We start from the raw sequence: 22,088 nt of genomic DNA, 5'->3' as shown, positions 1-22,088 counted from the left end.
CTCCCGCCTTCCCATGAAACTGGTTCCGTCCTCCCTCGTCGCCGTCGCCGCCCTGGCGCTCGCGCAACCGCTCCTCGCGGACATGCCCGCGACGCCCTTCAAGCCCGACGGCCAAGCTGACCCGGGCTACATGGTGCCCGACGAGCTCTCCCTGAGCTACGCGCTGTCCTTCGCCCTCGATAACAACTTCGCCATCCGCCAGGCGAAGGAGCGCATCCGCCAGCAGGAGGGCATCGTCGTCGAGGTCCGCTCGCAGCAGATCCCGAACCTCACGAGCACCGCCGGCTACTCGGACACCACCCAGCAGCTCTCCACCAGCACCGGCGACGAGCGCACCTGGTCGGTCAACCTCACCGCTCGCCAGGTCGTCTTCGCCGGCGGCGGCGTGCAGGCCGCGGTCAAGGCCCAGCGCCTCGCCCTCGAGGCCGCTACGCTCCAGCTCCAGTCGGTCATCGATGCCGCGCTGCTCGACGTCCGCACGAAGTTCTACAACGTCCTCGTCACCCGCGAGCGCATCAAGGTCCAGGAGCAGAACGTCGAGCTCCTCCGCCGCCAGCTCCAGGACGTGAAGAACCGCTTCGAGGCCGGCACCGTGTCGAACTTCGAGGTCCTCCGCGCCGAGGTCGCCGTCGCCAACGCCCAGCCCGCGCTCATCAGCGCGCGCAACGCCTTCCGCCTCGCGATCGACGACCTGCGCCAGGCCCTTGGCTTCGTCACCAGCGACGGCGCCAACGTGGCCAAGATCCCCGAGTTCGTCGGCAAGCTGGAGTTCACGCCCGTCAGCTACGAGCTGCCCTCCGCCCTCGCCACGGCCAAGGAACGCCGCCCCGACCTCCAGCGCCTGAAGAAGCTCGAGCTGGCCGCCGAGGAGACCGTCACCGTCCGCAAGTCGAACTACTATCCGAACCTCTCCGCCTACGCCGCCTACGACTGGCGCAAGCGCCCGGGCTACTCCGACTTCGCCGCCTCCCGCGACGGCGTGACGGTGGGCCTGCAGTCGACCTGGAACATCTTCGACGGCGTCGCCACCCGCGGCCGCGTCGTCCAGGCCAAGTCCGCCCTCGAGCAGGCCCGGCTCTCGTTCAGCGAGGCCGAGCTCTCCGTCTCCGTGGAGGTCCGCCGCGCCCTCTCGTCGCTGCAGGAAGCCACCGAGCTCGCCGAGGCCTCCAAGAAGGTCGTCGAGCAGGCCGAGGAGGCCGTCCGCCTCGCCGATGCCCGCTACGCCGCCGGCACCGCGACCCAGCTCGACGTCCTCCAGGCCCGCACCGACCTGACGACCGCGCGCCTCAATCAGCTCCAAGCCTACTACAGCTTCAACGTCGCGTCCGCCTCCGTGCGCCGCGCGATGGGCCTGCCCGACGAACTCGTCGCGGGCCGCTGAGCATCGCGAGTTTCCTCCGAGAGCCGCGCGGCCCGACCGCTGCGGCTCTTTTTCGTCAAAACCTCCGCAACTTATTCCCGCGTAATCTGTCGTAACGGTGGCTCCATGAAGCTGGTTCGCCCGCTCCTCGTTACTTTCGGAATTCTCTGCGCGCTCGTCGCGCTCGCCGCCGGCATCGCTATGGTGCCGGCCGTGCAGCAATGGGCCGCGCGGCGCGTGCTCGCGCAGCACCCGGAACTGAAGGTCGGCTTCGCGTCGCTCGCCGCCGGCCCCTCGAGCGCGCGCCTGGGCGGCCTGCGCTTCGAGCAGGACGGCCTCGTCGTCACCGCCGAGCGCGCCGAGGTCGAGTTCTCCGCGTGGCAGTTCCTCACGCGCCGTCACGTGCAGATCGATCGCCTGGCCATCACGGGCCTGGCCGTCGACGCCTCGCAACTCGTGCCCGCGCGCACCCCGCAGGCCGCGGGCGCTCCCGTCGCCGCGCCCGGTGCGCTCGCGCGCGTGCAGCTGCCCTACACCGTCCAGGTCGGCGACGTGCAGGTCGCCGGCCGCGCCTCGCTGCCCGGCGGCCCGGGCCGCGCCCCTTGGCGGTCGAATTCCAGCTCAGCGGCGGCGGCATCGCGCCCGGCCGCGAAGGCGCGCTCCAACTCAAGGCCCGCGTCCTCGACGCCACCCCGGCCGCCGCGGTCTCGGCCCTGCGGGTCGACGGCCGGTTCACCGTGCGCGAGACCGACGCGCGGGCGTTCGACCGCGCCAGCCTCGTCCTCGCCCTCGACGCCGAGGGCCCGCAGGTGTCCAGCGGCCAGCAGCTCAAGCTGACCGCGGACATGGAGTCGGCCGGCGGCCAGGAGCAGGTCACGCTCGTCCTCGACACCCAGCAGGCCGGCCGCACCGCCAATCTCCTCAAGGTCGCCGCCACGCTCCCGGTGCGCGCGCCTGAGGGCAGCGGCACGTGGGAGCTGCACGCGACCACGGCGCAGATCGAGCCGTTCTTCCTCGGCCGGCCGCTGCCGAAATTCGATGCCAGCGGCGCGGGCAAGTTCGCCTTCAACGCCGCGACGCACGCCGCCGCCCTCCAGGGCCGGCTCGCCGGCAATCTCGCCGCGCTCGAGACGCTCGAACCGGCGCTCCGCGCCATCGGCGCTGTGCGCGTCCAGTCGGAGTTCGACCTCGCCGTCGAGCGCGCCGCCGCGAACGTGCAGCGGCTGCAGCTCCAGGTCGACGGCGACCAGCCCGTGCTCGCGCTCGAGACGATCCAGCCCCTCACGATCAAGTTCCAGGAGCGCGCCGTCCAGGTGGCCGCGGTCGGCAGCGGCCCGCTCGCCCGCGTGACGGTGAACCAGCTCCCGCTCGCCTGGGTGCGGCCGTTCGTGGCCGCCGCGGACGTCTCCGGCGGCGCCGTGCGCGGCGAATGGCTGCTGGAAGGCCAGGGCGAGAAAATCGAGCTGCGCTCGACCGCGCCGTTGCGGGTCGACGCCCTCACGGTCGTCCAGGGCGGCCGGCGGGTGCTCGACCGCGCCGAACTTTCCTTTCAGAGCCGGGCGACGCTGACGCCGACGAGCCTCCAGGCCTTCGTCGACACCCTGACGCTGCGCACGCCCGCGGGCGACGTCGTCCAGGGCGGCGCCCAGATCGAGTTGCCCGAGGCCAAGCCCGACAAGTTCATCGTGCGCGGAAAATTCACCGCCGACCTGCCGCGCCTGCTCGAGCCGGTCCTGCCGCTCGGGCACGTGCAGCTCCAGGGCGACCTCGACGCCACGGTGACGCCGGTCGCCGTCGAGCTGCGCAGCTTCCACGGCGAACTCGGCGACGCCCGGGGCCGGGCGCTGCTCAGCGCCGACTCGCTGGCCGCGAGCACGCTCGACCTGCAGACCCTGCAGCTGAAGGCGGCCACCGCCGCCGACACGCCCGTCGCGCGCCTGACCATCGGCACGGTCGATTTCGCCGCGTTGCCGCTCGTGCAGGCCATCGCTCCGCTGCGCGGCACGCTCCAGGCCGCCGCGTTCAACCTCACGACCGCGGACGGCCGCGTCTTCCTCAAGCCCGTCGCCCCGCTGCGCTTCCAGGAGGTCACCGTTCTCGGCGAGACGCGCCAGCCGCGCCTCGATCGCCTGGACGATCGAGACCGCGCCTTCCTCGAATACGCCGGCTTCGGCGACTGGCGCCTCGCTTCCGGCGACACGACCTTCTCCAACCGCGACAAGACCGTCTGGTTCACCGCCGCCGCCGAGGTGAAGGCGACGCCGGCCGACGGCGTGCGCGCGAGCGCGACGTTCAACGCCGACCTCGCCGCGATGGCGGCCCAGCCGCCGTTCGCCGCCGCCCAGATCCTCGCCTCCGGTCGCGCCAGCGGCGAGATCCGCGGGGCGCTCGCCGGCCGCACCGTGCAGGTCGAGGGGCGCACCACGCTCAACAACCTCGTGCTGCGCGAGGGCAACCAGCCGCTGCCGGTCGCCAACCTCAATTTCCGCGCCGCCCGCACGCCCGACGGCCGCCTGAGCTTCGAGGCGCCGATCCTGCTCGACCGCCTGGGGCAGCGCTCGGACGTCGCCTTCCGCGCCGAGGCCGTGCGCCGTGCCGACGGGTTTCTTTTCGAGGCCAAGATCACCGGCGAACACCTCGAGCTCGCCGACGCGCTCGCCCTGCTCGGCCTCGCCGGTGCGCCGGTGCAGGCGGCCGGCGGCGTCGAGGCCCGGCCCGCCGCGGCGGTCGCGGCGTCGTCGTCGCGCCCCGCCGAGCCCGACGCCCGTCCGTTCTGGACCGGCCTGCGCGGCGAACTCGCGCTCGACCTCAAGTCCATCACGCGCGGCAAGGACTGGACGATGAGCGGCCTCAGCGGCTTCGTGGTCGTCGACCCGCAGCGCGTCGCCGTCCAGCAGCTGCAGGGCGTCATCAACGACAAGAGCCGGCTCGGCGCGCGCGTCGACCTGCGCTTCAACGGCGGCGCCTCGCCCTATCACCTCAGCGGCAATTTCTCGCTCACCGACTTCGATGCCGGCGCCTTCATCAAGGCGTTCGATCCGGGCAAGCCGCCGACCCTCGAGGGCATCGTGACGGTCGCCGGCGGCTTCACCGGCGACGGCGTGAATCTCGACCAGGTCCTCGACCGCACCCGCGGGCAGTTCCAGCTCACGAGCCGCGCCGGCGTCTTCCGCGGCCTGAAGCGGACGACGGAGAAGGTCTCGGTCGCCACGAAGGCGGTCGACGCCGTCGCCGCGCTCGGCTCGCTCTTTGGCGGCGACAAGGTCAAGGGCGTCGCGGAGAAGGTCGCCGGGCAATCCTACCAGGTCGACCAGCTCGCGCAGTCGCTGGCCGAGATCCCGTTTGACCAGTTCGTCGTGCGCGTGAATCGCGACGACGCGCTCAACCTGCGCGTCGACGAGTTCACGCTGCTCTCGCCCGAGGTGCGCCTCGTCGGCAAGGGCGCGATCACGCACGTCGCCGGCAAGCCGCTCCTCGACCAGCCGCTGACGGTGAACTACACGCTCGCGGCGCGGGGCAAGGTCGAGCAGCTGCTCGGCAAGATGCGCGTGCTCGACGGCACGAAGGACGATCTCGGCTACGCGAAGATGAAGGACGTCGGCACGATCGGCGGCACGCTCAGCCGCCCCGACCCGAGCCAGCTGTTCCTCAAGCTCGCCCAGTCGAAGCTGGCGGATTTCCTGAACGGGCCGGCCGGCCGGTCGCGGGCGCAAAAGCCGCGCCTCGCGGCGCGGCTGAGAGGGAAGGGCGAGGCGGGGCTCGCTCGCGGCGCTCAGGCGCCGAAGTTCTTCGCGGCGGCGTCCCAGTCGACGACGTTCCAGAAGGCGGTGACGTAGTCGGGCCGGCGGTTCTGGTAGTTCAGGTAGTAGGCGTGTTCCCAGACATCGAGGCCGATGACGGGCTTGCCCTCGAGGCCGGCGACGGCCTTGCCCATGAGCGGGCTGTCCTGGTTGGCGGTGGAGCCGATGGCGAGCTTCTTGTCGGCGCCGACGACGAGCCAGGCCCAGCCGGAGCCGAAGCGGCCGGCGGCGGCCTTGGCGAACTCGGCCTTGAAGGTGTCGAACGAACCCCAGGTCGCGTTGATGGCGTCGGCCAGCGCGCCCTTGGGGGCGCCGCCCTTGCCCGGGCCGAGGATGGTCCAGAAGAACGCGTGATTGCTGTGGCCGCCGGCGTTGTTGCGGAGGACGCCGCGGATCGCCTCGGGGACCTTCGAGAGGTCGGCGATGAGCGCGTTGACGTCGAGGGCGGCAAGGGCCGGGTGGTCCTTGAGCGCGTTGTTCGCGTTGGTCACGTAAGCCTGGTGGTGCTTCGTGTGGTGGATTTCCATCGTGCGCGCGTCGATGTGCGGCTCGAGGGCGTTGTAGGCGTAGGGCAGTTTCGGGAGTTCGTAGGCCATGGTTCGTGGTGGTTGAAAAACTCGCTACCAAGGTGCACGCGCGGCGCGCGGCGTCAACTTTGGCGGCCTAATATGTCTTTCGGTCGGACATTAGCGCGTCGCGGGGCGGGGGCGGGATCAGGCTTCGCGGCGCTTCAGCTGGAAGTAGGCCTGGAGCAGCCGGAGGCACGGCTCCTCCAGCACGCCGCGCGTGATCGTGAGGTGGTGGTTCACCTGCGGCAGCGCGTTGAGGTCGGTGGCGCCGCCGAGGCAGCCCATCTTCGGATCGGGCACGGCGTAGACGACGCGCTTGACGCGGGACATCAGCGTCGCGCCGGAGCACATGGGGCAGGGTTCCTTGGTGACGTAGAGCGTGGCCTCGTTCAGCCGCCAGTCGCCGATGGCGCGCGCGGCCTGGCCCAGCGCGATGATCTCGGCGTGGGCGGTCGGGTCGCGCGTGCTGTCGCGCTGGTTGTGCGCCGCGGCGATGACCTCGCCTCCGAGTTCGATCACCGCGCCGATCGGCACCTCGTCCGCGCGCCAGGCGTCGATGGCCTGGTTGTAGGCCAGCCACATGAAGAAGGCGTCGTCGCGCACGAGTTGCGACGGATGAACCTTGTCAAAAGGGCAGGGGAGCGCGGGACGCGGTGCGGAAAAAGGGTCGGACATCGGGTGGTGGGGCCGGGAAAGGAGCGGCGGATCGGGCTGGTTTCCGCCGGCGCCCGGCCGGGGCGCCAGAGGGAAAACCTTGACTACGGGGCGCATTTCCCGGTTACAAGGGGCTTTTATTGCATGACCCAACCCTCCAGCCCGCACCTCTCCCATGTCTGACGGCAAATCGATTGAAGTCGAAGGCAAGGTCGTCGCCGTCCTCCCGGGCACGATGTTCCGTGTCCAACTGACCAACGGCCACGTGGTGCTGGCCCACATCTCGGGCAAGCTGCGCAAGCATTTCATCAAGATCGCCGCCGGCGACACGGTGAAGATGGAGATGAGCCCCTACGACCTCGAGAAGGCGCGCATCACCTACCGCGTGCGCGAGACCAATCCCGTCCCGCCGCGTCCCGGCGGTTTCCGCCGCCGCTGAGCGCGGCCGACGATTGCGTGGAGCGCGTTGACCCCAACGCGCTCTTTTCGTTTCTGGAGCCATGCCTGCCGCCCGTTCCCGTCGCTCGCTGCCGAAGGACGCCCCGATGCCGCCGGCGCCGGCGGCGTTCGCGGACGAGATCGACGCGTTCATCGGCACGCTCGAGCTCGAGCGTGGCCTCGCGCGCAACACCTCGCAGTCCTACGAGAAGGACCTCGTGCAGGCCGCGCACTTCCTCGCGCGCCAGGGCGTCGCCGGCTGGCGCGCGGTGACGACCGACCAGCTCGCGGCGTGGCTGCACTGGCTGGCGGACGAGAAGTTCACCGAGTCGAGCCAGGCGCGGAAACTCAGCGCCATGCGCATGCTCTTCCGCCGCCACCTCGTGCCCGCGGGCGTGCGCAACGACGATCCGACCGAGCTGCTCAGCGGGCCGAAATTCCGGCGCAAGCTCCCGCAGGTGCTCTCGCCCGGCGAAATGGAAAAACTGCTCGTCGCGCCGTCCGGCGCCGATGCCTACAGCGTGCGCGACCGGGCGATGCTCGAGCTGTTCTACTCGAGCGGCCTGCGCATCTCCGAGCTCTGCGGGCTCACGCTGCAGCAGGTCGATCTCGAGCATGGTTTCGTGTGCGTCTTCGGCAAGGGCAGCAAGGAGCGCGTCGTGCCGCTGGGCGAGAAGGCGCGCGACGCCGTCACGGCCTACCTTGGCTCCGGCCGCCCGCGGCTGGTGAAGCCGCGCACGGGCAGCGAGCTGTTCCTGTCCGAGCGGGGCAAGGCGATCTCGCGCAAGACCGTCTGGCTGATCGTGAAGACGCACGCGCAGCGCGCCGGCATCGCCAAGCACGTGAAGCCCCACCTGCTGCGCCACTCCTTCGCCACCCACCTGCTCGGCGGCGGCGCCGACCTGCGCGCGATCCAGGAGATGCTCGGCCACGCCAGCATCGGCACAACCCAGATCTACACTGCCGTCGAGTCCTCGCGCCTGCTCGACCAGCACGCGAAGCATCACCCGCGAAACAAGCTGAAGGGGTAGGGGCGGTTGTCCTCAAGCGCCCTGCCGGTGCGCGCCCGTCTCAGTGCTCCGTGTCGCGCGTCTCGTGGCTGAGCAAAGTCGCCGCGAGCGTCACCGCCGCCACGATGGCGAGATAGTGCCCGACCGCGTGCAGCCCGTGGTGCGTGGCCAGCCAGGTCGCCGCATAGGGCGCGAGCGAGGCGCCGAGGATGCCGGCGAGGTTGAAGGTCATCGACGCGCCCGTGTAGCGCACCGCGGTGGGAAACAGCTCCGACAGCATCGTGCCGAGCGGGCCGTAGGTCAGGCCCATCAGGGTGAAACCGACGATCATCACCGCGAACGCCCCTGCCGTGCCGGCGTGGAACAGCGGCGCCAGCGCCAGTCCGAAGAGGATGATCGCGACCGTCACGAGGGCCAGGGTCAGCTTGCGCCCGCGCGCGTCCGCCATGATCGCCGACGTCGGGATCGCGGCGCCGAAGAACAGCACGCCGGTCATCTGGATGAGCAGGAACTTTTCGCGGGTGAACCCGAGCTTGGTCGTGCCCCAGCTGAGGCAGAACACGGTCAGCAGGTAGAAGAGCGTGAACGTCGCCACCGCGATCAGCGTGCCGAGCACGAGCGCGCGGGTGTGGTCCCGGACCACGGCCATGATCGGCACCGCCACGCGCTTTTCCTCCGCCATGGCGCGGGCGAAGGCGGGCGTCTCGGTGATCTTCAGGCGCACCCAGAGGCCGACGAGCACCAGCGCCGCGCTGGCGAGGAAGGGCAGGCGCCAGCCCCAGGCGAGGAATTGCGCGTCGCTGAGCGTCCGCGACAGCACCACGAAGATGCCGCCGGAGCACAGGAAGCCGATCGGCGCGCCGAGTTGGGGGAACATCCCATACCACGCCCGCCGTCCGGGCGGCGCATTCTCGGTCGCGAGCAGGACGGCGCCGCCCCACTCGCCGCCGAGGCCGAAGCCCTGGCCGAAGCGGCACAGCGCCAGCAGCAGCGGCGCCGCGAGGCCGATGGTCGCGTAGGTCGGCAGCAGGCCGATCACCACGGTCGAGATGCCCATCGTGAGCAGCGCGGCGACGAGCGTGGCCTTGCGGCCGATGCGGTCGCCGAAATGCCCGAAGACCGCCGAGCCCACCGGCCGGGCGAAAAACGCCAGCGCGAAGGTCGCGAACGATTGCAGCGTGGCCGAGGCCGGTTCCGAGGCGGGAAAGAAGAGCTGGGGAAAGACCAGCACCGCCGCCGTGGCGTAGATGTAAAAATCGAAGAACTCGATCGTCGTGCCGGCGAGGCTGGCCAGGAGGACGCGACGGGCGGAGTTGGGGCGGGGGACGGAGCCGGGGTCGCTCATGCGTGCGAGCGGTTATGCGCCGGCCCCCGGCGGCGTCAACCGGCCTCCGTCGCATACGCGGCGGTCGGGCCCGTCGTCCACCGCGGCGAAAAATCCTGTAACCATCGCGCACGCTGCGGGGTTGTCAGGCCGTGAGCTCCTTGCTTTCGGTCAATTCCCTGCGTCAAACCCTCCGGCGCCTGGCGCGCGAACGCGGCTTCACGGCCACCGTCGTCCTCACGCTCGCGCTGTGCATCGGCGCGAACGTCGCCATCTTTGCCGTCGTCGACGCCGTGCTCGTGCGCGCGCTGCCGTTCCCCGAGCCGGCGGGGCTTGTCACGGCCATCAACGCCTATCCCGGCGCCGGCGTCGACCGCGCGGGGGCCTCGCTGCCGAACTACTACGACCGCAAGGCCGCGATCAAGGCCTTCGCCTCGACCGCCATCTTTCAGGGCGGCAGCGCGACGGTGGGCGACGCCGGCTCGCCGCAGCGCGTGGACCGCGCGCGGGTTTCCCCGGAGTTCTTCGCCACCCTCGGCGTGCCGCTGGCGATGGGCCGGACCTTCACCGAGGAGGAGATGTTCTACAAGGCCGCCAACGTCGCGATCCTCACCGACGGCTACTGGCGCGCGCATTTCCACGCCGACCCCGCCGTCCTCGGCAAGACCTTCACGGTCGACAGCCAGCCGGTCACCGTGATCGGCGTCCTGCCGCCGGGCTTCCGCTACCTGTCGGAGAAGGCGCAGTTCTTCATTCCCGCCGCGTCGAATCCCGACGACCGCAAGCCCGACCGGCGCCACTCGAACAATTTCAGCCTCATCGCGCGCCTCGCGCCCGGCGCCACGCTCGCCACGGCGCAGGCGCAGATCGACGCCTTCAACGCCGAGCAGATCAAGGACGACCCCTTCGCGAATCTGATCAAGGGCGCGGGTTACCGCACCAACGTCTTCTCCCTGCACGCCGACCACGTGCGCGAAGTGCGGCCGATCCTGCTGATCCTCCAGGGCGGCGTGCTCTTCCTGCTGCTCATCGGCGGCGTCAACCTCGTCAACCTGCTCCTGATCCGCGCCAGCGGCCGGGCCAAGGAGATCGCCGTGCGCCAGGCGCTCGGCGCCAGCCGCCGCGACATCGCCAACGGCGTCGTGCTCGAGACCGTCCTGCTCGCGCTGATCGGCGGTGCGCTCGGCCTCGCCATCGGCGCGGCGGGCGTGCGGCTCCTCGCCGCGCTCGGCACCGATCAGATGCCGCTCGGCGCCACGATCGCCTTTGACGGGCGCGTGGCGCTGGTCGCGCTCGCAGGCGCGGTCGTCGTCGGCCTCGCCCTGGCGGTGCCGGTCATCTGGTTCAATTCCCACACCCGCCTCGCGCCGGTGCTGCAGGCCGAGAGCCGCGGCGGCACGGTCACGCGCTCGACCCAGCGGCTGCGCCACGCGTTCATCGTCACCCAGGTCGGACTGGCCTACGTGCTGCTCGCCGGCGCCGGCCTGCTCGGCCTCAGCCTGGAGCGCGTGCTCGCGACGAAGCCGGGCTTCAACGCCGACCAGGTCCTCACCGGCCAGATCGCGCTGCCGTGGAAGAATTACCCGGAAAACAAGCCACGCCTCGCGTTCGTCGAGCGCCTGCTCAGCGAGCTGCGCGCGCAGCCGGGCGTCGTGGCCGTCGGCCTGAACACCAACCTGCCGATGACGGGCGACACCAACGACAACGCCATCGCCGTCGAGGGCATCGAGCTCAAGCCCGGCGACACCATCCGCGCGCACTACACCTCCGGCGCCACCGCCGACTACTGGAAGGCGCTCAACATCCCGCTGCTCGAGGGCCGCCTGCTCGAGGACGCCGACAACCACCGCGAACAGCGCGTGTGCGTGGTCGACCAGGATTTCGCCCGCCGCTACTGGCCCGGCCAGAGTGCGCTCGGCCGCCGGCTGGTCAACGGCCCGACCTTCGCGGAGAAGGAGGCGTTCACGATCGTCGGCGTCGTCGGCAGCGTGAAGCAGACGAACCTCGCCGAGACCACGGCGCAGGGCGCGATCTATTTCCCCTACCAGCACTACGCGGCGATGAATTTCTACCTCGTCATCCGCAGCACGCTGCCGGCCGCCACGCTGGCGCCGATGCTGCAGAAGACCGTGCTCTCGATCGACCCGGCGCTGCCGGTGAACGACATCAAGTCGATGCAGGCCTGGGTGGACGGGTCGGTCGTCGTCCGGCGCTCGCCGGCGGTGCTGGCCGCCATCTTCGCCGCGGTGGCGCTCCTCCTTGCCGCCATCGGCACCTACGGCGTGCTGGCCTACGCGGTGAGCCAGCGGCGCCGCGAGATCGGCGTGCGCATGGCGCTCGGCGCCCGGCCGGGGCAGGTGCTCGGCCAGTTTCTCGGCCTCGGCGTCCGTCTGCTCGGCGCCGGCACGGCGCTCGGCCTCGTCGGCGCCTGGGCCGTGGGGCGCGCGATGAAGAGCCAGCTCTTCGGCGTCGACGCCCTGCACTTCGGCGTGCTCGGCGCCACCGCCGCGGTGCTGCTGCTGGTCGTGCTCGCCGCGACCTTCCTGCCGTCGCACCGCGCCTCGCGGGTGTCACCGATCGACGCGCTGCGCGACGACTGAGCCGGGCCGGCCGGCAAATGCAGGCTTCCGCCCCGAACGGCGAATCGGCTAGCTTCGCCGCATGAACGAACAGCAGCAGCACGTCGAAAACGTCCGCCAGTCCGCCGAGAAGATCCGCGCCGCCTGCGGCGGCCTCGCCCCGAAGATCGCGCTCATCCTCGGCTCCGGCCTCGGCGGCCTCGCGGCCAAGGTCGAGAGTCCCGTCGTGCTCGCCTACCGCGACCTGCCGGGCTTCCCGATCCTCACCGTCGCGGGCCACGCCGGCCAGCTGATCGTGGGCCGGCTCGGCGGCGTGCCGGTCATCGTGCTGAACGGCCGCAAGCATTTCTACGAGACGACCGACGCCTATCCGCTGAAGACGATGATCCGCGCCGTGAAGGCCGCGGGCGTCGAGACGCTCTTCCTCTCCAACGCCGCCGGCAGCCTCCGCGCGTCCATCGGCGTGAGCGAGCTGATGCTCATCACCGATCACATCAATTTCCTCGGCCTCAACCCGCTCACCGGCCCGAACGACGAGGCCTTCGGGCCGCGCTTCTTCCCCGTCACCGACGCCTGGGACCCGGGCCTGCGGGCGAAGATCAAGGCCGTGGCCCAGCGCGAGGGCGTGACGCTGCACCAGGGCGTCTACGTGGCGTTCCGCGGGCCGTCGTTCGAGACGCCGGCGGAGATCCGCATGGCGCAAGGGTGGGGCGCCGACGCCGTCGGCATGTCCAGCGTGCCGGATTGCCTGATCGCGCGCCACTGCGGCCTCAAGGTCGCGGGCGTCTCCTGCATCACGAACATGGGCGCCGGCCTCTCCGACGAGCACCTCACCCACGCCCACACGCTCGAGAACGCGGCGCGCGGCGCGGCGGCCTTCGAGAAGCTCGTGATCGCGGCGGTGAAGGAATTGGTCTGACCCGGCCGCGCCGCCCTCAGCCGAGGTGCTGGCGGAAAAACGCCAGCGTCCGTTCCCAGGACAGCTCCGCCGCCGCGCGGTCGTAGCGCGGCGTGGTGTCGTTGTGGAAACCGTGGTTCACCCCGGGGTAGACGTGCGCCTCGTAGCGGACGCCGGCGGCCTTCAGCGCGGCCTCCCAGGCGGGCCAGCCGGCGTTCACGCGCGTGTCGAGCGCGGCGTAGTGCAGGAGCAGCGCGCCCTTGATCCGGGCGGCGTGCTCCGCCGCGGGCTGGCCGCCGTAGTAGGGGACGGCGGCGCGGATGAGATCGGGCAGGCGCCACGCGAGCGTGTTCGCCATGCCGCCGCCGAAGCAGAAGCCCACGACGCCGACCCGGCCGTTGCACGCGGCGTGTTGCGCGAGGAATTCCGCGCCGGCGACGAAGTCTTCGGTGATCTTGTCGCGATCGAGCTTCGCCTGCTGTGCGCGCCCCTCGTCGTCGTTGCCCGGGTAGCCGCCGACCGGAGTCAGCGCGTCGGGACCGAAGGCGACGAACCCCGCGACCGCGAGCCGGCGCACGACGTCCTCGATGTAGGGATTCAGGCCGCGGTTCTCGTGCACCACGAGCACGCCCGGCCGCCGGCCGGTCGCGGCGGCAGGGCGGGCGAACAGGCCGCGCATCTCGCCGTGGCCGCGGGGCGAGGGGTATTTCAGATACTCGGCGACGAGGCGCGGGTCGGTCCGCTCGACCTGCGCGGCGAAGGCGTAATGCGGGCTGAGCATCTCGAGCAGCGCGGCGGCGGTCAGGCCGCCGACGGCGAACTTGGCGGCGCGCTCGAGAAAGCCCCGGCGGTCCAGCTGGCCGTGCACGTAGTAGTCGTAGAGGTCGAGCAGCTCCTGGTCGAATTCGCGGGCGGTGCGGCGTTTCATGGCGGGGCGGGGGACGCGGACAGGAAAGGCAGCCCCGCGGCCGAGGCAAACGCCGAGTGGCCGGGCGGGCGAGCGGGCAACGGAAGGTCGCCGCGCGGTGGCGGCGCGGCGGGTGTCAGTTGCGTCCCGTCTTCGCCAGGTCGCTCTCGAACTTCTCCTGCTCGGCGCGCGGCTTCGCCGTCGAGTCGTAGAGCGTGTAGCTCTCGCCGGTGTTGCCGAAGTGCTCCCACTCCTCGCGGGCCTTAAGGGAGGCGTCGCCGTCCTTGAGCCCCATCTGCCTGAGCTGCGCCTCGCGGCGTTCGATCCAAGCGCGCTCCGCCGGGGCCGACTGGCGCGACGCGGCGCGCGGGACGTTCGCGGGCGCCTCGCAGCCGGCGAGGATCAGCGTGGCCAGCAGGGCGGGAACCAGGAGGCGGGCGGCGGAGTTCATGGCGGCAGTTTTGCCCCTTCCCGCGCCGATCCTCAAGCGCGAAGCCGGTCCGCGCCGCGCGGTTTGACTTGGCGGTTCGATTGGGGAAAGTGGCGGCGTTCGCCCCGCGCCGTTCAACCCCTGATCCCATGCGCCTCTGCTTCCGCCCCTCGCCGTCGTTGCGATTTTCGCCCTGACCTTCGCCCTGCCGCTCCAGGCCCAGCGCACCAACAAGCCCGTGCTCCACGGCAAGAACTGGGTCGCCGTCACCGGCAAGCCCTCGGTGCCACCGCCGGCGCGCTGATCTTCGCCCGGGGCGGCAACGCCGTCGACGCCACCTGCGCCATGCTCGCCGCGGTCTGCACGATGTGGGACACGCTCGGCTGGGGCGGCGAGACCCAGGCGCTGATCTACAACCCGCACACGAAGCAGGTCATCGGCATCAACGCGCTCGGCGTCGCGCCGACCGGCGCGACGGTCGAGTTTTTCAAGAAGAACGGCTATGCCTACCCGCCCGAATACGGCCCGCTGGCCGCGGTAACGCCCGGCACGCCCGGCGGACTCATGACCATGCTGGCGGAATACGGCACGATGTCGCTCGCCGAGGTGCTCGCGCCCGCGATCGCGATGGCCGACGGTTATCCGATCGAGGCGCAGGCGGCGGACACGATCGAGCGCTTCCGCGGCGAGATCTCGAAGTGGCCCTACTCGAAAAACGTCTTCCTCACCCATCTCGACGAAAAGGATCCGACCCGGCGCGCGGCGCCGCGCGCCGGCGAGATCTTCCATCAACCCGACCTCGCTGCGATGCTGCGCAAGCTCGTCGACGCCGAGAAAGCCGCGCTCGCCGCCGGCAAGGATCGCAAGGCCGCGATCATGGCCGCCTACGACCGCTTCTACCGCGGCGACATTGCGGCGGAGCTCGTCCGCAGCACGCGCGAGCAGGGCGGCCTGTTCACCACCGAGGACCTCGCGCGCTGGAAGGTGAAGATCGAGGCGCCCATCTCGACCAACTACCGCGGCATCGACGTCTACAAGCTGACCACCTGGACGCAGGGCCCCGCGCTGCTCCAGGCGCTGAACATCCTCGAGAACGCCGACCTTCGCGCGATGGGCTACAACAGCGCGCGCTACATTCACACCGTCTACCAGGCGATGAACCTCGCGTTCGCCGACCGCGATTTCTACTACGGCGACCCCGACTTCCCGCCCGAGGAGCCGATCCGCGGCCTGCTCTCGAAGGACTACGCCAAGGCGCGCTACCAGACGATCGACTGGACGAAGAACGACGCCCGGGCGCACCCGGGCGACCCGTATCCGTTCCAGGGCGGCACGAACCCGTTCGCCGAGCTGCTGCAGAAGTGGACGCCGCAGCCGCCCTCGAGCGCGACCAAGCCCGCGTCGTTCCAGGTCGCCGCGACCACGCCGCACATTTTCTCCGACGACGAGTATTTCAAAATGGGCACGACCTCGATCCAGGCGGCGGATGCCGAGGGCTGGGTCGTCTCCGTCACACCCAGCGGCGGCTGGATTCCCGCCGTCGTCGCGGGCAAGACCGGTGTCGGTCTCTCGCAGCGCATGCAGAGCTGGGTGCTCGATCCGGCGATGAACCCGTTCAACGTCCTCGAACCCGGCAAGCGCCCGCGCGTCACGCTCACGCCCTCGCTGGCGCTGAAGGACGGCAATCCCTTCCTCGCCTTCTCCGTGCAGGGCGGCGACACGCAGGACCAGAACCTCCTCCAGTTTTTCCTCAGCTTCGTGGAATTCGGGATGAACGTGCAGCAGTCGGTCGAGGCCGCGGCCTTCAACAGCTACCAGATGCAGTCGTCCTTCGGCGACCACCGCAGCGAGCCCGGCCGCATCCAGGTGCGCGCCGACACGCCGCCGTGGGTGCGCGCCGAGCTGGCGAAGATGGGCTACAAGGTCGAGACCGCCGAGCGCACCAGCGGCCCGGTCACCGCCATCTACATCGACCAGGCCAACCACGCCTTCCAGGGCGCCGCGTCGGACTTCGGCGAGGACTACGGCATCGCGTGGTAGGGCCGGCTTCAGCCGGCCCAAATAAACGCGCGGAGCCTTTCGCCTTTCGACGAGGGCATGGTCCGGCTGAAGCCGGACCTACGGCGCGCCCACCTTTCGCCAAAGGATGCGGACAGCTTGGGATTGCCCTCCCGTATGACACTGCTTTTCTGGCGCGACCGTGGCCAAAACACGCGTCGAGATCGTCCAGGAGACTTTTCTCAACTGGCTGGCGTCCGCTCCCGCGCCAACCGTCCGGCTCGACGATGACGAGCCGCTTGGTCCGCACACGACGCTGACGGCGCGCCGCGCCCGCGAGATCTTCGCCGACCAGCTCGCCAGCCGCCTGCTCGACGTCGCCGCCCGCGAGATGCGGAAGACGAACCAGTCGTTCTACACCATCTCGAGCGCCGGGCATGAGAACAACGCCGTCCTCGGCGCCCTGCTGCGCCTCGACGACCCGTGTTTCCTGCACTACCGCTCCGGCGGCTTGATGCTGGCGCGCTCGCGGCAGGCGGGGGACGTCGACGGCATCCTCGACACCGTGCGCTCGTTCTGCGCCTCGGCCGACGACCCGATCTCCGGCGGCCGCCACAAGGTCTGGGGCAGCAAGCCGCTCTGGGTGCCGCCGCAGACCAGCACGATCGCCTCGCACCTGCCGAAGGCCTACGGCATGGCCTACGCGCTGCGCCGCGCGCACCGGCTCGGCCTCGACAACGGCGTCGGCGCCGACGCGGTCGTGCTCTGCTCGTTCGGCGACGCCTCGGCGAACCACGCCACCGCGCTCGCCGGCATCAACTCCGCCCGCTATGCCGTCCGCCGCGGCGGCGAGGCGCCGGTCGTTTTCCTCTGCGAGGACAACGGCATCGGCATCTCGGTCGAGACGCCGTCGAACTGGATCCACGACAACTTCAGCGCGCTGCCGCACCTGCACTACGTCGAGCTCGACGGCACGATGGACGCGATCTGGGACCGCGCCGCGGAGGCGGTCGCGCACTGCCGCCGGACGCGCAAGCCCGTCTTTCTGCACCTTCACACGGTCCGGCTCTGGGGGCACGCCGGCACCGACGCCGAGATTTCCTACCGCAGCGTGGCCGAAATCGAGGCGATCGAGGCGCGCGATCCGCTGCTGGCCAACGCTCGCCGGCTCGTCGCCACCGGCGCCGCGGCGCCGGACGAGTTGCGCGAGCTGGTCCGCACCACCCAGGCGCGCATCGAGGCCGCCGCCGCCGCGGTCGTGCGCGCGCCGAAGCTCACGAGCGTGGCCGAGATCGTCCGCCCGCTCGCACCCTACGACGAGGTTGCCATCCGCGCCGTCGCGCGCGAACAGGCCGCGCCCGAGGTCCGGCGCGAGCATTTCGGCACCTTGCCGGAAAAGGAGACCGCGCCGCTGAAGCGGACGCTCTGCGCCCACGTCAACGCCGCGCTCGCGGACGAGATGCTGCGCTTCCCCGAGATCAGCGTGTTCGGCGAGGACGTCGGCCGGAAGGGCGGCGTCTACGGCGCGACGCAGGGGCTGCAGAAGGCCTTCGGCCCGCACCGCTGCTTCGACACGCTGCTCGACGAGACGACGATCCTCGGCACTGCGCAGGGCGCGGCGATGGCGGGGTTGCTGCCGATCCCCGAGATCCAATACCTCGCCTACCTCCACAACGCGCTCGACCAGCTCCGCGGCGAGGCGTGCTCGCTCCAGTATTTCTCCAACGGCCAGTTCGCCAACCCGATGGTCGTGCGCGTGCAGGGCCTGGCCTACCAGAAGGGCTTTGGCGGCCACTTCCACAACGACAACTCGATTGGCGCGCTGCGCGACATCCCGGGCCTGCTCGTCGGCGTGCCCGCGCGCGGCGACGACGCGGCGATGATGCTGCGCGGCCTGGTGGCGACGGCGCGGGCGTGCGGACGCGTGGCGGTCTTCATCGAGCCCATCGCCCTCTACCACGAGCGCGACCTCCACGCCGAGGGCGACGGCGCCTGGCTGTTCGACTACCCGACGCCCGAGCGGATGCTCCTGCCCGGCGAGGTCGGCGTCTACCACCCGAAGGCGAAGGACCTCCTGATCGTCACCTACGGCAACGGCGTGCGCCTCTCGCTGCGCGCCGCGAAGCTGCTCGCGGAAAAGAATATCTCCGCCCGCGTGCTCGACCTGCGCTGGCTGAACCCGCTGCCGCTCGACGCGATCCGGAAGCACGCCGCCGCCTGCGGCCGCGTGCTGGTGGCCGACGAATGCCGGGCCACCGCCGGCGGCATCGCGGACGCCGTGATCGCCGCGCTGGCGGAGTCGGGCTTTGCCGGGCCCCTGGCCTCGGTGCGCGCGGTCGACACCTACGTGCCGCTCGCCGCCGCGGCCAATCTCGTGCTCATCTCCGACCGGCAGATCGCGGCGGCGGCGGAAAAGCTGGCTGGCCGGTAGGACGCGATCGCGTGGGCGTGCCGGGCTGGATCTGCCGCGGCCTGGTGGCCTCGCGGCGCGGCGCCTCAGTTTGTCCCCGGCGCCTCGTTCGCGCGCTCGACCATGCGGGCGAGGTAGTGCTGCTCGGGGCCGACGTGGGCGAGCTGGAGGGCGCGGCGGAAACTCGCCGCGGCGGCGCGGTGGTTCTTCAGGCGCCAGTGCAGCTCGCCCTCGACGGCGTGGAGCAGGTGAAGCTTCTCGAGCCGGTCGCGCTGCGGGATCGCGGCGATGGCGTCGAGTCCGGCCTGCGGGCCGCGGAGGTGGGCGACGGCGACGGCGCGGTTGAGCGCGACGATCGGGGACGGCTTCATCCGCAGCAGCTCGTCGTAGTGGCTGAGGATGCGCGTCCAGTCGGTCGAGGCATAGTCGGGCGCCGTGCAGTGGATGGCAGCGATCCCGGCCTGCAGGTGGTATTCGCTGATCTCGGTGCCCTGGGCGGCGGCGACGAGCTCGAAGAGCCCGCGGCCGATCAGCGCCTGGTCCCATTTCGAGCGATCCTGGTCGTCGAGGCGCAGCAGCCCGCCGTGTTCGTCGAGCCGGGAGGAAGCGCGCCGCGGTGAGGAGCATCAGGGCGAGCAGCGCATGGCTGCGCGGGGTGTCGCCGGCGGGGTGGGCGACGAGCAGGGTGAGGAGCCGGATGGCTTCGTCGCAGAGGTCCACGCGCAGGAGGCGGTCGCCGGTGGAGGCCTTGTAGCCCTCGTTGAAAAGCAGGTAGAGCGTCGCCAGCACGCCGTCGAGCCGGACGGCGAGTTCGGTGGCGGCGGGGATGTCGAAGCCGATGCCGGCGTCCGCGATGCGCTGCTTGGTGCGGGTGAGCTGCTTCTCGATGGCGGCGTCGCTGCTGAGGAACGCGCGGGCGATCTCGCCGGTGCTGAAGCCGCAGAGGACCTTGAGCGCGAGCACGACCTGGGCGTCGGGGGCGATCGAGGGGTGGCAGCAGACGAAGAGCAGCCGCAGCGTGTCGTCGCGGATCGCGGGGGCGTCGCCGGCGATGTCCTCCGCGGGCGAGCGGGTCTGGTCGAGGAAGGTGACGATCGCGTCGGTCTTGGCCCCGGACATGCGTTGGTGGCGCAGGGCGTCCTTGGCGAGGTTCATGGCGACGCGGGTGATCCACGCCGAGGGGTTGGCGGGGACGCCGCCCATCGACCACGAGTGCAGCGCCTTCATCAGCGCCTCCTGGGCGATGTCCTCGGCCAGCGAGAGGTGCTGCACGCCGAGCAGGCGGATGAGCGCGCCGTGGAGGCGGCCGGTCTCGTGGCGGAAGAAATGCTCGACGAGCTGCGCCGGCTGCCCGCCGGCGGGGCGGTCGGCGGCCGCGACGGCGCCCGAGCGCGGCAGCGGCAGGGCGATCGGCGGGATGTCCTTCGGTGCGGGCATGCGCGCGGGCGTCAGGCCTTGGCGACTTCGGGGGCGGCGTTGGTGGTCACGCCGAGGTGGCAGTGCGGGGTCAGCTCGCGGATCTCGATCTTCATGCCGTGCTCGAGGCCGGGGTGGCGCTGGGCGATGGCGGTCGCGTCGGCGAGCGAGCCGACGTGCAGCTTCACGTAGCCGGCGACGGCCTCCTTCGCTTCGGCGAACGGCCCGTCGACCACGCGCGAGCCGCCGGGGCCGGAGACGACGCGGATTTCGAGCTCGAGCGGCTGGCCTTCGCTGGCCTGGCCGGTGCGGACGAGTCCTTCGAACCAGTCGTTCCAGCGCGTGATCAGCTGCTGGCGCTGCTCCGGCGAGAGGTGGGCGAAGACTTCCGGGCCGGTGTTGCGGAACAGAAGCAGGTAGGTGGGCGGAAGGGCAGGGGTGCTCATGGCGTGGAAGAAGCGGGTTCATCTCTACGACGAACGAGCCGCGGGAGAAAGGACAGAGTGCCCCGTGGATTCTTTTCGGGAAAACCTCCGATCCCGGCGCGCGCTTTTCGCCGTGCGCAGCGGGCCCCGAGCCGTCAGTCTGCCGGGCGTCCCGGAAATTCCACGCCCCCTGTCCGGAAAGTCGCGGTCCGTTCGTCGAGAGGATGATCGCGCGCCCTGCCGCGACGCATCGACTCCCCTCCATGTCCTTCCCGTCCGCCTCCCTGTCAGCCGACCCGGCCTGCCAACTCACGACCGTGCGTCTCCTCCCGCTTCCGTGCTGGGGCGGACGCCGCGCGGCCGGCTCGCGGAGCCGCCAGGATCAGATCGTCGCGCTTTTCCCCATGGTCCTCGCGTCGCGCCGCCCCGCCGTCGCTATCGCCGTGCCGGCCCCGGACCGCGCGGCTGCGCTCCCCCGCTTGTCCGCTTTTGCCTCATGAACACCGCTGAAACCCCTCGCGCCTCGCGCGCATTTCCGCCACCGCCGCGCGTCTCCTGCTCGGACTGGTCTTCTTCGTCTTCGGCCTGGGCGCGCTGCTGAACTGGTTCCCGGCGCCGCCGCCCGAGGCGCTGCCGCCGAAGCTCGTTGCCTTCGACGCCGCGCTCCGCGGCAGCTACCTGTTCGGCCTGCTCAAGGGCACCGAGACCGCCATGGGCGCGCTGCTCCTGCTCAACCGCTTCGTGCCGCTCGCGCTGGTGATCCTGGCGCCGATCATCCTCAACATCGTGCTCGTGCACGCGTCGATGGCGCCGTCCGGCCTGCCGGTCGCGACCGTCGTGCTCGTGCTCGAGCTCTACCTCGCCTGGGTGCACCGGCGCGCCTACGCGCCGCTGCTGGCCGCCCGCTCCGCCTGACCGTCACTCGCCCCCGCTTTCCTCCCATGATCCTCAAAATCCTCCTCGTCCTCGCCCTGCTCGTCGCCGCCGTTCTCCTTTTCGCGGCCACCCGCCCCGCCACGTTCCGCGTTGAACGTTCCATCGCCATCGCGGCCCCGGCCGGCGCGCTCTTCCCGCGCCTGAACGACCTTCACCAAGTCCACGAGTGGTCGCCGTGGAAGGAGAAGGACCCGAACGCGACCTACACCTTCGAGGGGCCGGCCGCGGGCGTCGGCGCCTCCCAGTCCTGGTCCGGCAACAGCGCGGTCGGCGCCGGCAAGCAGACCATCGTCGAGAGCCGCCAGAACGAGCTCGTGCGCCTCAAACTCGAGTTCCTCAAGCCGATGGAGGGCGTCTGCGACGCCACGTTCACGCTGCGGCCCGAGGGCGGCGCCACGCGCGTGACCTGGACGATGGCGGGCGAGAACAACTTCCTCGGGAAGGTCTTCTGCCTGTTCGTGAACCAGGACAAGATGATCGGCGGCGAGTTCGAGAAAGGCCTCGCCACGCTCAAGCGCACCAGCGAGTCCGCGCTCGCCAAGACCAACTGACTGCCGCTTCCTTCCGCCATGCCCACCTACGTCGATGGCTACGTCCTGCCGGTGAAAACCCGCCGGCTCGCCCAATACCGCGCGATGGCCGCCAGAGCCGCCCGGATCTGGAAGAAACACGGCGCGCTCAGCTACTGCGAGGCGGCGGCCGAGGACATGAGCGCGAAGTTCTGCCCGTCCTTCGCCAAGCTCGTGAAGCCGAAGCGCGGCGAGACGATCGTCCTCGCCTTCGTGACCTTCAAGTCCCGCGCCCACCGCGACAAGGTGAACGCCGCCGTGATGCAGGACCCCGAGCTCTGCGCCGGCCTGGACATGAAAAACCTGCCGTTCGATCCCCGGCGGATGAGCTACGGCGGATTCTCCGCCCTCGTCGAGGCCTGAGC

17 protein-coding genes and 2 pseudogenes are annotated in these 22,088 nt (G+C 70.9%); 11 read left to right on the top strand and 8 right to left on the bottom strand.

Features of this window, described 5'->3' with window-relative positions; all coding sequences use genetic code 11:
• Positions 1-13 precede the first annotated feature (13 nt).
• Together ACMYLB_RS16560 and ACMYLB_RS16555 are read left to right on the top strand one after the other, a co-directional pair.
• Positions 14-1,381: a TolC family protein gene (locus tag ACMYLB_RS16560; protein WP_415908057.1), complete on the top strand. Its 1,368-nt coding sequence runs from the start codon at positions 14-16 to the stop codon at positions 1,379-1,381.
• Positions 1,382-1,962: 581 nt separating this feature from the next.
• Positions 1,963-5,196, top strand: a complete 3,234-nt coding sequence (locus tag ACMYLB_RS16555) for a hypothetical protein (RefSeq protein WP_415908056.1) — start codon at positions 1,963-1,965, stop codon at positions 5,194-5,196.
• On the opposite strand, the gene ACMYLB_RS16550 is transcribed toward ACMYLB_RS16555, so the two are convergent.
• Complete coding sequence (locus ACMYLB_RS16550) at positions 5,133-5,756, bottom strand: superoxide dismutase (protein ID WP_415908055.1); 624 nt, start codon at positions 5,754-5,756, stop codon at positions 5,133-5,135. The two genes, ACMYLB_RS16555 and ACMYLB_RS16550, sit on opposite strands and share 64 nt — an antisense overlap.
• Before the next feature lie 117 nt (positions 5,757-5,873).
• On the bottom strand, positions 5,874-6,332 hold the full coding sequence (locus ACMYLB_RS16545) for a nucleoside deaminase (protein WP_415908054.1): 459 nt from the start codon (positions 6,330-6,332) through the stop codon (positions 5,874-5,876).
• A gap of 226 nt (positions 6,333-6,558) precedes the next feature.
• Here ACMYLB_RS16545 and infA point away from each other — a divergent pair, with 226 nt between their 5' ends.
• Entirely contained in the window at positions 6,559-6,822 is a 264-nt protein-coding gene (infA, locus tag ACMYLB_RS16540) for a translation initiation factor IF-1 (protein ID WP_415908053.1), read from the top strand.
• Between the two features lie 61 nt (positions 6,823-6,883).
• Positions 6,884-7,852: a site-specific tyrosine recombinase XerD gene (xerD, locus tag ACMYLB_RS16535; protein ID WP_415908052.1), complete on the top strand. Its 969-nt coding sequence runs from the start codon at positions 6,884-6,886 to the stop codon at positions 7,850-7,852.
• A 40-nt stretch (positions 7,853-7,892) separates the two neighbouring features.
• Here the strand turns inward: xerD and ACMYLB_RS16530 are convergent, their stop codons facing one another.
• Positions 7,893-9,176, bottom strand: coding sequence for an MFS transporter (locus ACMYLB_RS16530; RefSeq protein ID WP_415908051.1), 1,284 nt, complete (start codon positions 9,174-9,176; stop codon positions 7,893-7,895).
• Positions 9,177-9,307: 131 nt separating this feature from the next.
• On the opposite strand from ACMYLB_RS16530, the gene ACMYLB_RS16525 reads away from it, so the two are divergent.
• Both ACMYLB_RS16525 and ACMYLB_RS16520 read left to right on the top strand, forming a co-directional pair.
• On the top strand, positions 9,308-11,755 hold the full coding sequence (locus tag ACMYLB_RS16525; protein ID WP_415908050.1) for an ABC transporter permease: 2,448 nt from the start codon (positions 9,308-9,310) through the stop codon (positions 11,753-11,755).
• Positions 11,756-11,816: 61 nt separating this feature from the next.
• Complete coding sequence (locus ACMYLB_RS16520; RefSeq protein ID WP_415908049.1) at positions 11,817-12,653, top strand: purine-nucleoside phosphorylase; 837 nt, start codon at positions 11,817-11,819, stop codon at positions 12,651-12,653.
• A 16-nt stretch (positions 12,654-12,669) separates the two neighbouring features.
• On the opposite strand, the gene ACMYLB_RS16515 is transcribed toward ACMYLB_RS16520, so the two are convergent.
• Both ACMYLB_RS16515 and ACMYLB_RS16510 read right to left on the bottom strand, forming a co-directional pair.
• Entirely contained in the window at positions 12,670-13,560 is an 891-nt protein-coding gene (locus tag ACMYLB_RS16515) for a dienelactone hydrolase family protein (RefSeq protein ID WP_415908048.1), read from the bottom strand.
• Positions 13,561-13,675: 115 nt separating this feature from the next.
• On the bottom strand, positions 13,676-13,990 hold the full coding sequence (locus ACMYLB_RS16510) for a hypothetical protein (RefSeq protein WP_415908047.1): 315 nt from the start codon (positions 13,988-13,990) through the stop codon (positions 13,676-13,678).
• Positions 13,991-14,126: 136 nt separating this feature from the next.
• Between ACMYLB_RS16510 and ACMYLB_RS16505 the strand changes: the two are divergent.
• Positions 14,127-16,009, top strand: a pseudogene (locus tag ACMYLB_RS16505) (gamma-glutamyltransferase family protein).
• A gap of 160 nt (positions 16,010-16,169) precedes the next feature.
• Positions 16,170-18,398, top strand: a complete 2,229-nt coding sequence (locus ACMYLB_RS16500) for a thiamine pyrophosphate-dependent enzyme (RefSeq protein WP_415908046.1) — start codon at positions 16,170-16,172, stop codon at positions 18,396-18,398.
• Positions 18,399-18,463: 65 nt separating this feature from the next.
• Here the strand turns inward: ACMYLB_RS16500 and ACMYLB_RS16495 are convergent, their stop codons facing one another.
• From ACMYLB_RS16495 to ACMYLB_RS16485, 3 genes and pseudogenes are all read right to left on the bottom strand, one after another.
• Positions 18,464-18,748 carry a hypothetical protein gene (locus ACMYLB_RS16495; RefSeq protein ID WP_415911151.1) on the bottom strand — a complete coding sequence of 95 codons (285 nt, stop codon included), beginning with the start codon at positions 18,746-18,748 and terminating at the stop codon, positions 18,464-18,466.
• A gap of 186 nt (positions 18,749-18,934) precedes the next feature.
• Positions 18,935-19,814: pseudogene (locus tag ACMYLB_RS16490) on the bottom strand (RNA polymerase sigma factor); the annotation flags it as partial.
• A gap of 11 nt (positions 19,815-19,825) precedes the next feature.
• On the bottom strand, positions 19,826-20,239 hold the full coding sequence (locus ACMYLB_RS16485; RefSeq protein WP_415908045.1) for a YciI family protein: 414 nt from the start codon (positions 20,237-20,239) through the stop codon (positions 19,826-19,828).
• A 690-nt stretch (positions 20,240-20,929) separates the two neighbouring features.
• Here ACMYLB_RS16485 and ACMYLB_RS16480 point away from each other — a divergent pair.
• Genes ACMYLB_RS16480 through ACMYLB_RS16470 form a run of 3 tightly spaced genes read left to right on the top strand, consistent with a single transcriptional unit; the run spans position 20,930 to position 22,086 of the window.
• Positions 20,930-21,133, top strand: coding sequence for a hypothetical protein (locus tag ACMYLB_RS16480; protein WP_415908044.1), 204 nt, complete (start codon positions 20,930-20,932; stop codon positions 21,131-21,133).
• 26 nt (positions 21,134-21,159) lie between these two features.
• The gene (locus ACMYLB_RS16475) at positions 21,160-21,705 is read left to right on the top strand and encodes an SRPBCC family protein (RefSeq protein WP_415908043.1); all 546 of its coding nucleotides are present in this window, start codon (positions 21,160-21,162) and stop codon (positions 21,703-21,705) included.
• 18 nt (positions 21,706-21,723) lie between these two features.
• Positions 21,724-22,086, top strand: coding sequence for a DUF1428 domain-containing protein (locus ACMYLB_RS16470; protein ID WP_415908042.1), 363 nt, complete (start codon positions 21,724-21,726; stop codon positions 22,084-22,086).
• Positions 22,087-22,088: the final 2 nt, after the last annotated feature.

It is taken from the genome of Oleiharenicola sp. Vm1 (genome assembly GCF_047777955.1).
Lineage (GTDB): Bacteria > Verrucomicrobiota > Verrucomicrobiia > Opitutales > Opitutaceae > Didemnitutus.
Note: the sequence above shows the minus strand (reverse complement) of the source record. Positions and strands in the feature narration are given on the sequence as shown.

What these genes read in the sequence shown, in the direction of transcription:
- ACMYLB_RS16510 (WP_415908047.1), bottom strand. Translation starts at nt 13,990, where the DNA reads ATGAACTCCGCCGCCCGCCTCCTGGTTCCCGCCCTGCTGGCCACGCTG.
- xerD (WP_415908052.1), top strand. Translation starts at nt 6,884, where the DNA reads ATGCCTGCCGCCCGTTCCCGTCGCTCGCTGCCGAAGGACGCCCCGATG.
- ACMYLB_RS16550 (WP_415908055.1), bottom strand. Translation starts at nt 5,756, where the DNA reads ATGGCCTACGAACTCCCGAAACTGCCCTACGCCTACAACGCCCTCGAG.
- ACMYLB_RS16485 (WP_415908045.1), bottom strand. Translation starts at nt 20,239, where the DNA reads ATGAGCACCCCTGCCCTTCCGCCCACCTACCTGCTTCTGTTCCGCAAC.
- ACMYLB_RS16470 (WP_415908042.1), top strand. Translation starts at nt 21,724, where the DNA reads ATGCCCACCTACGTCGATGGCTACGTCCTGCCGGTGAAAACCCGCCGG.
- ACMYLB_RS16475 (WP_415908043.1), top strand. Translation starts at nt 21,160, where the DNA reads ATGATCCTCAAAATCCTCCTCGTCCTCGCCCTGCTCGTCGCCGCCGTT.
- ACMYLB_RS16530 (WP_415908051.1), bottom strand. Translation starts at nt 9,176, where the DNA reads ATGAGCGACCCCGGCTCCGTCCCCCGCCCCAACTCCGCCCGTCGCGTC.
- ACMYLB_RS16520 (WP_415908049.1), top strand. Translation starts at nt 11,817, where the DNA reads ATGAACGAACAGCAGCAGCACGTCGAAAACGTCCGCCAGTCCGCCGAG.
- ACMYLB_RS16480 (WP_415908044.1), top strand. Translation starts at nt 20,930, where the DNA reads ATGGGCGCGCTGCTCCTGCTCAACCGCTTCGTGCCGCTCGCGCTGGTG.
- infA (WP_415908053.1), top strand. Translation starts at nt 6,559, where the DNA reads ATGTCTGACGGCAAATCGATTGAAGTCGAAGGCAAGGTCGTCGCCGTC.
- ACMYLB_RS16515 (WP_415908048.1), bottom strand. Translation starts at nt 13,560, where the DNA reads ATGAAACGCCGCACCGCCCGCGAATTCGACCAGGAGCTGCTCGACCTC.
- ACMYLB_RS16560 (WP_415908057.1), top strand. Translation starts at nt 14, where the DNA reads ATGAAACTGGTTCCGTCCTCCCTCGTCGCCGTCGCCGCCCTGGCGCTC.
- ACMYLB_RS16495 (WP_415911151.1), bottom strand. Translation starts at nt 18,748, where the DNA reads ATGAAGCCGTCCCCGATCGTCGCGCTCAACCGCGCCGTCGCCGTCGCC.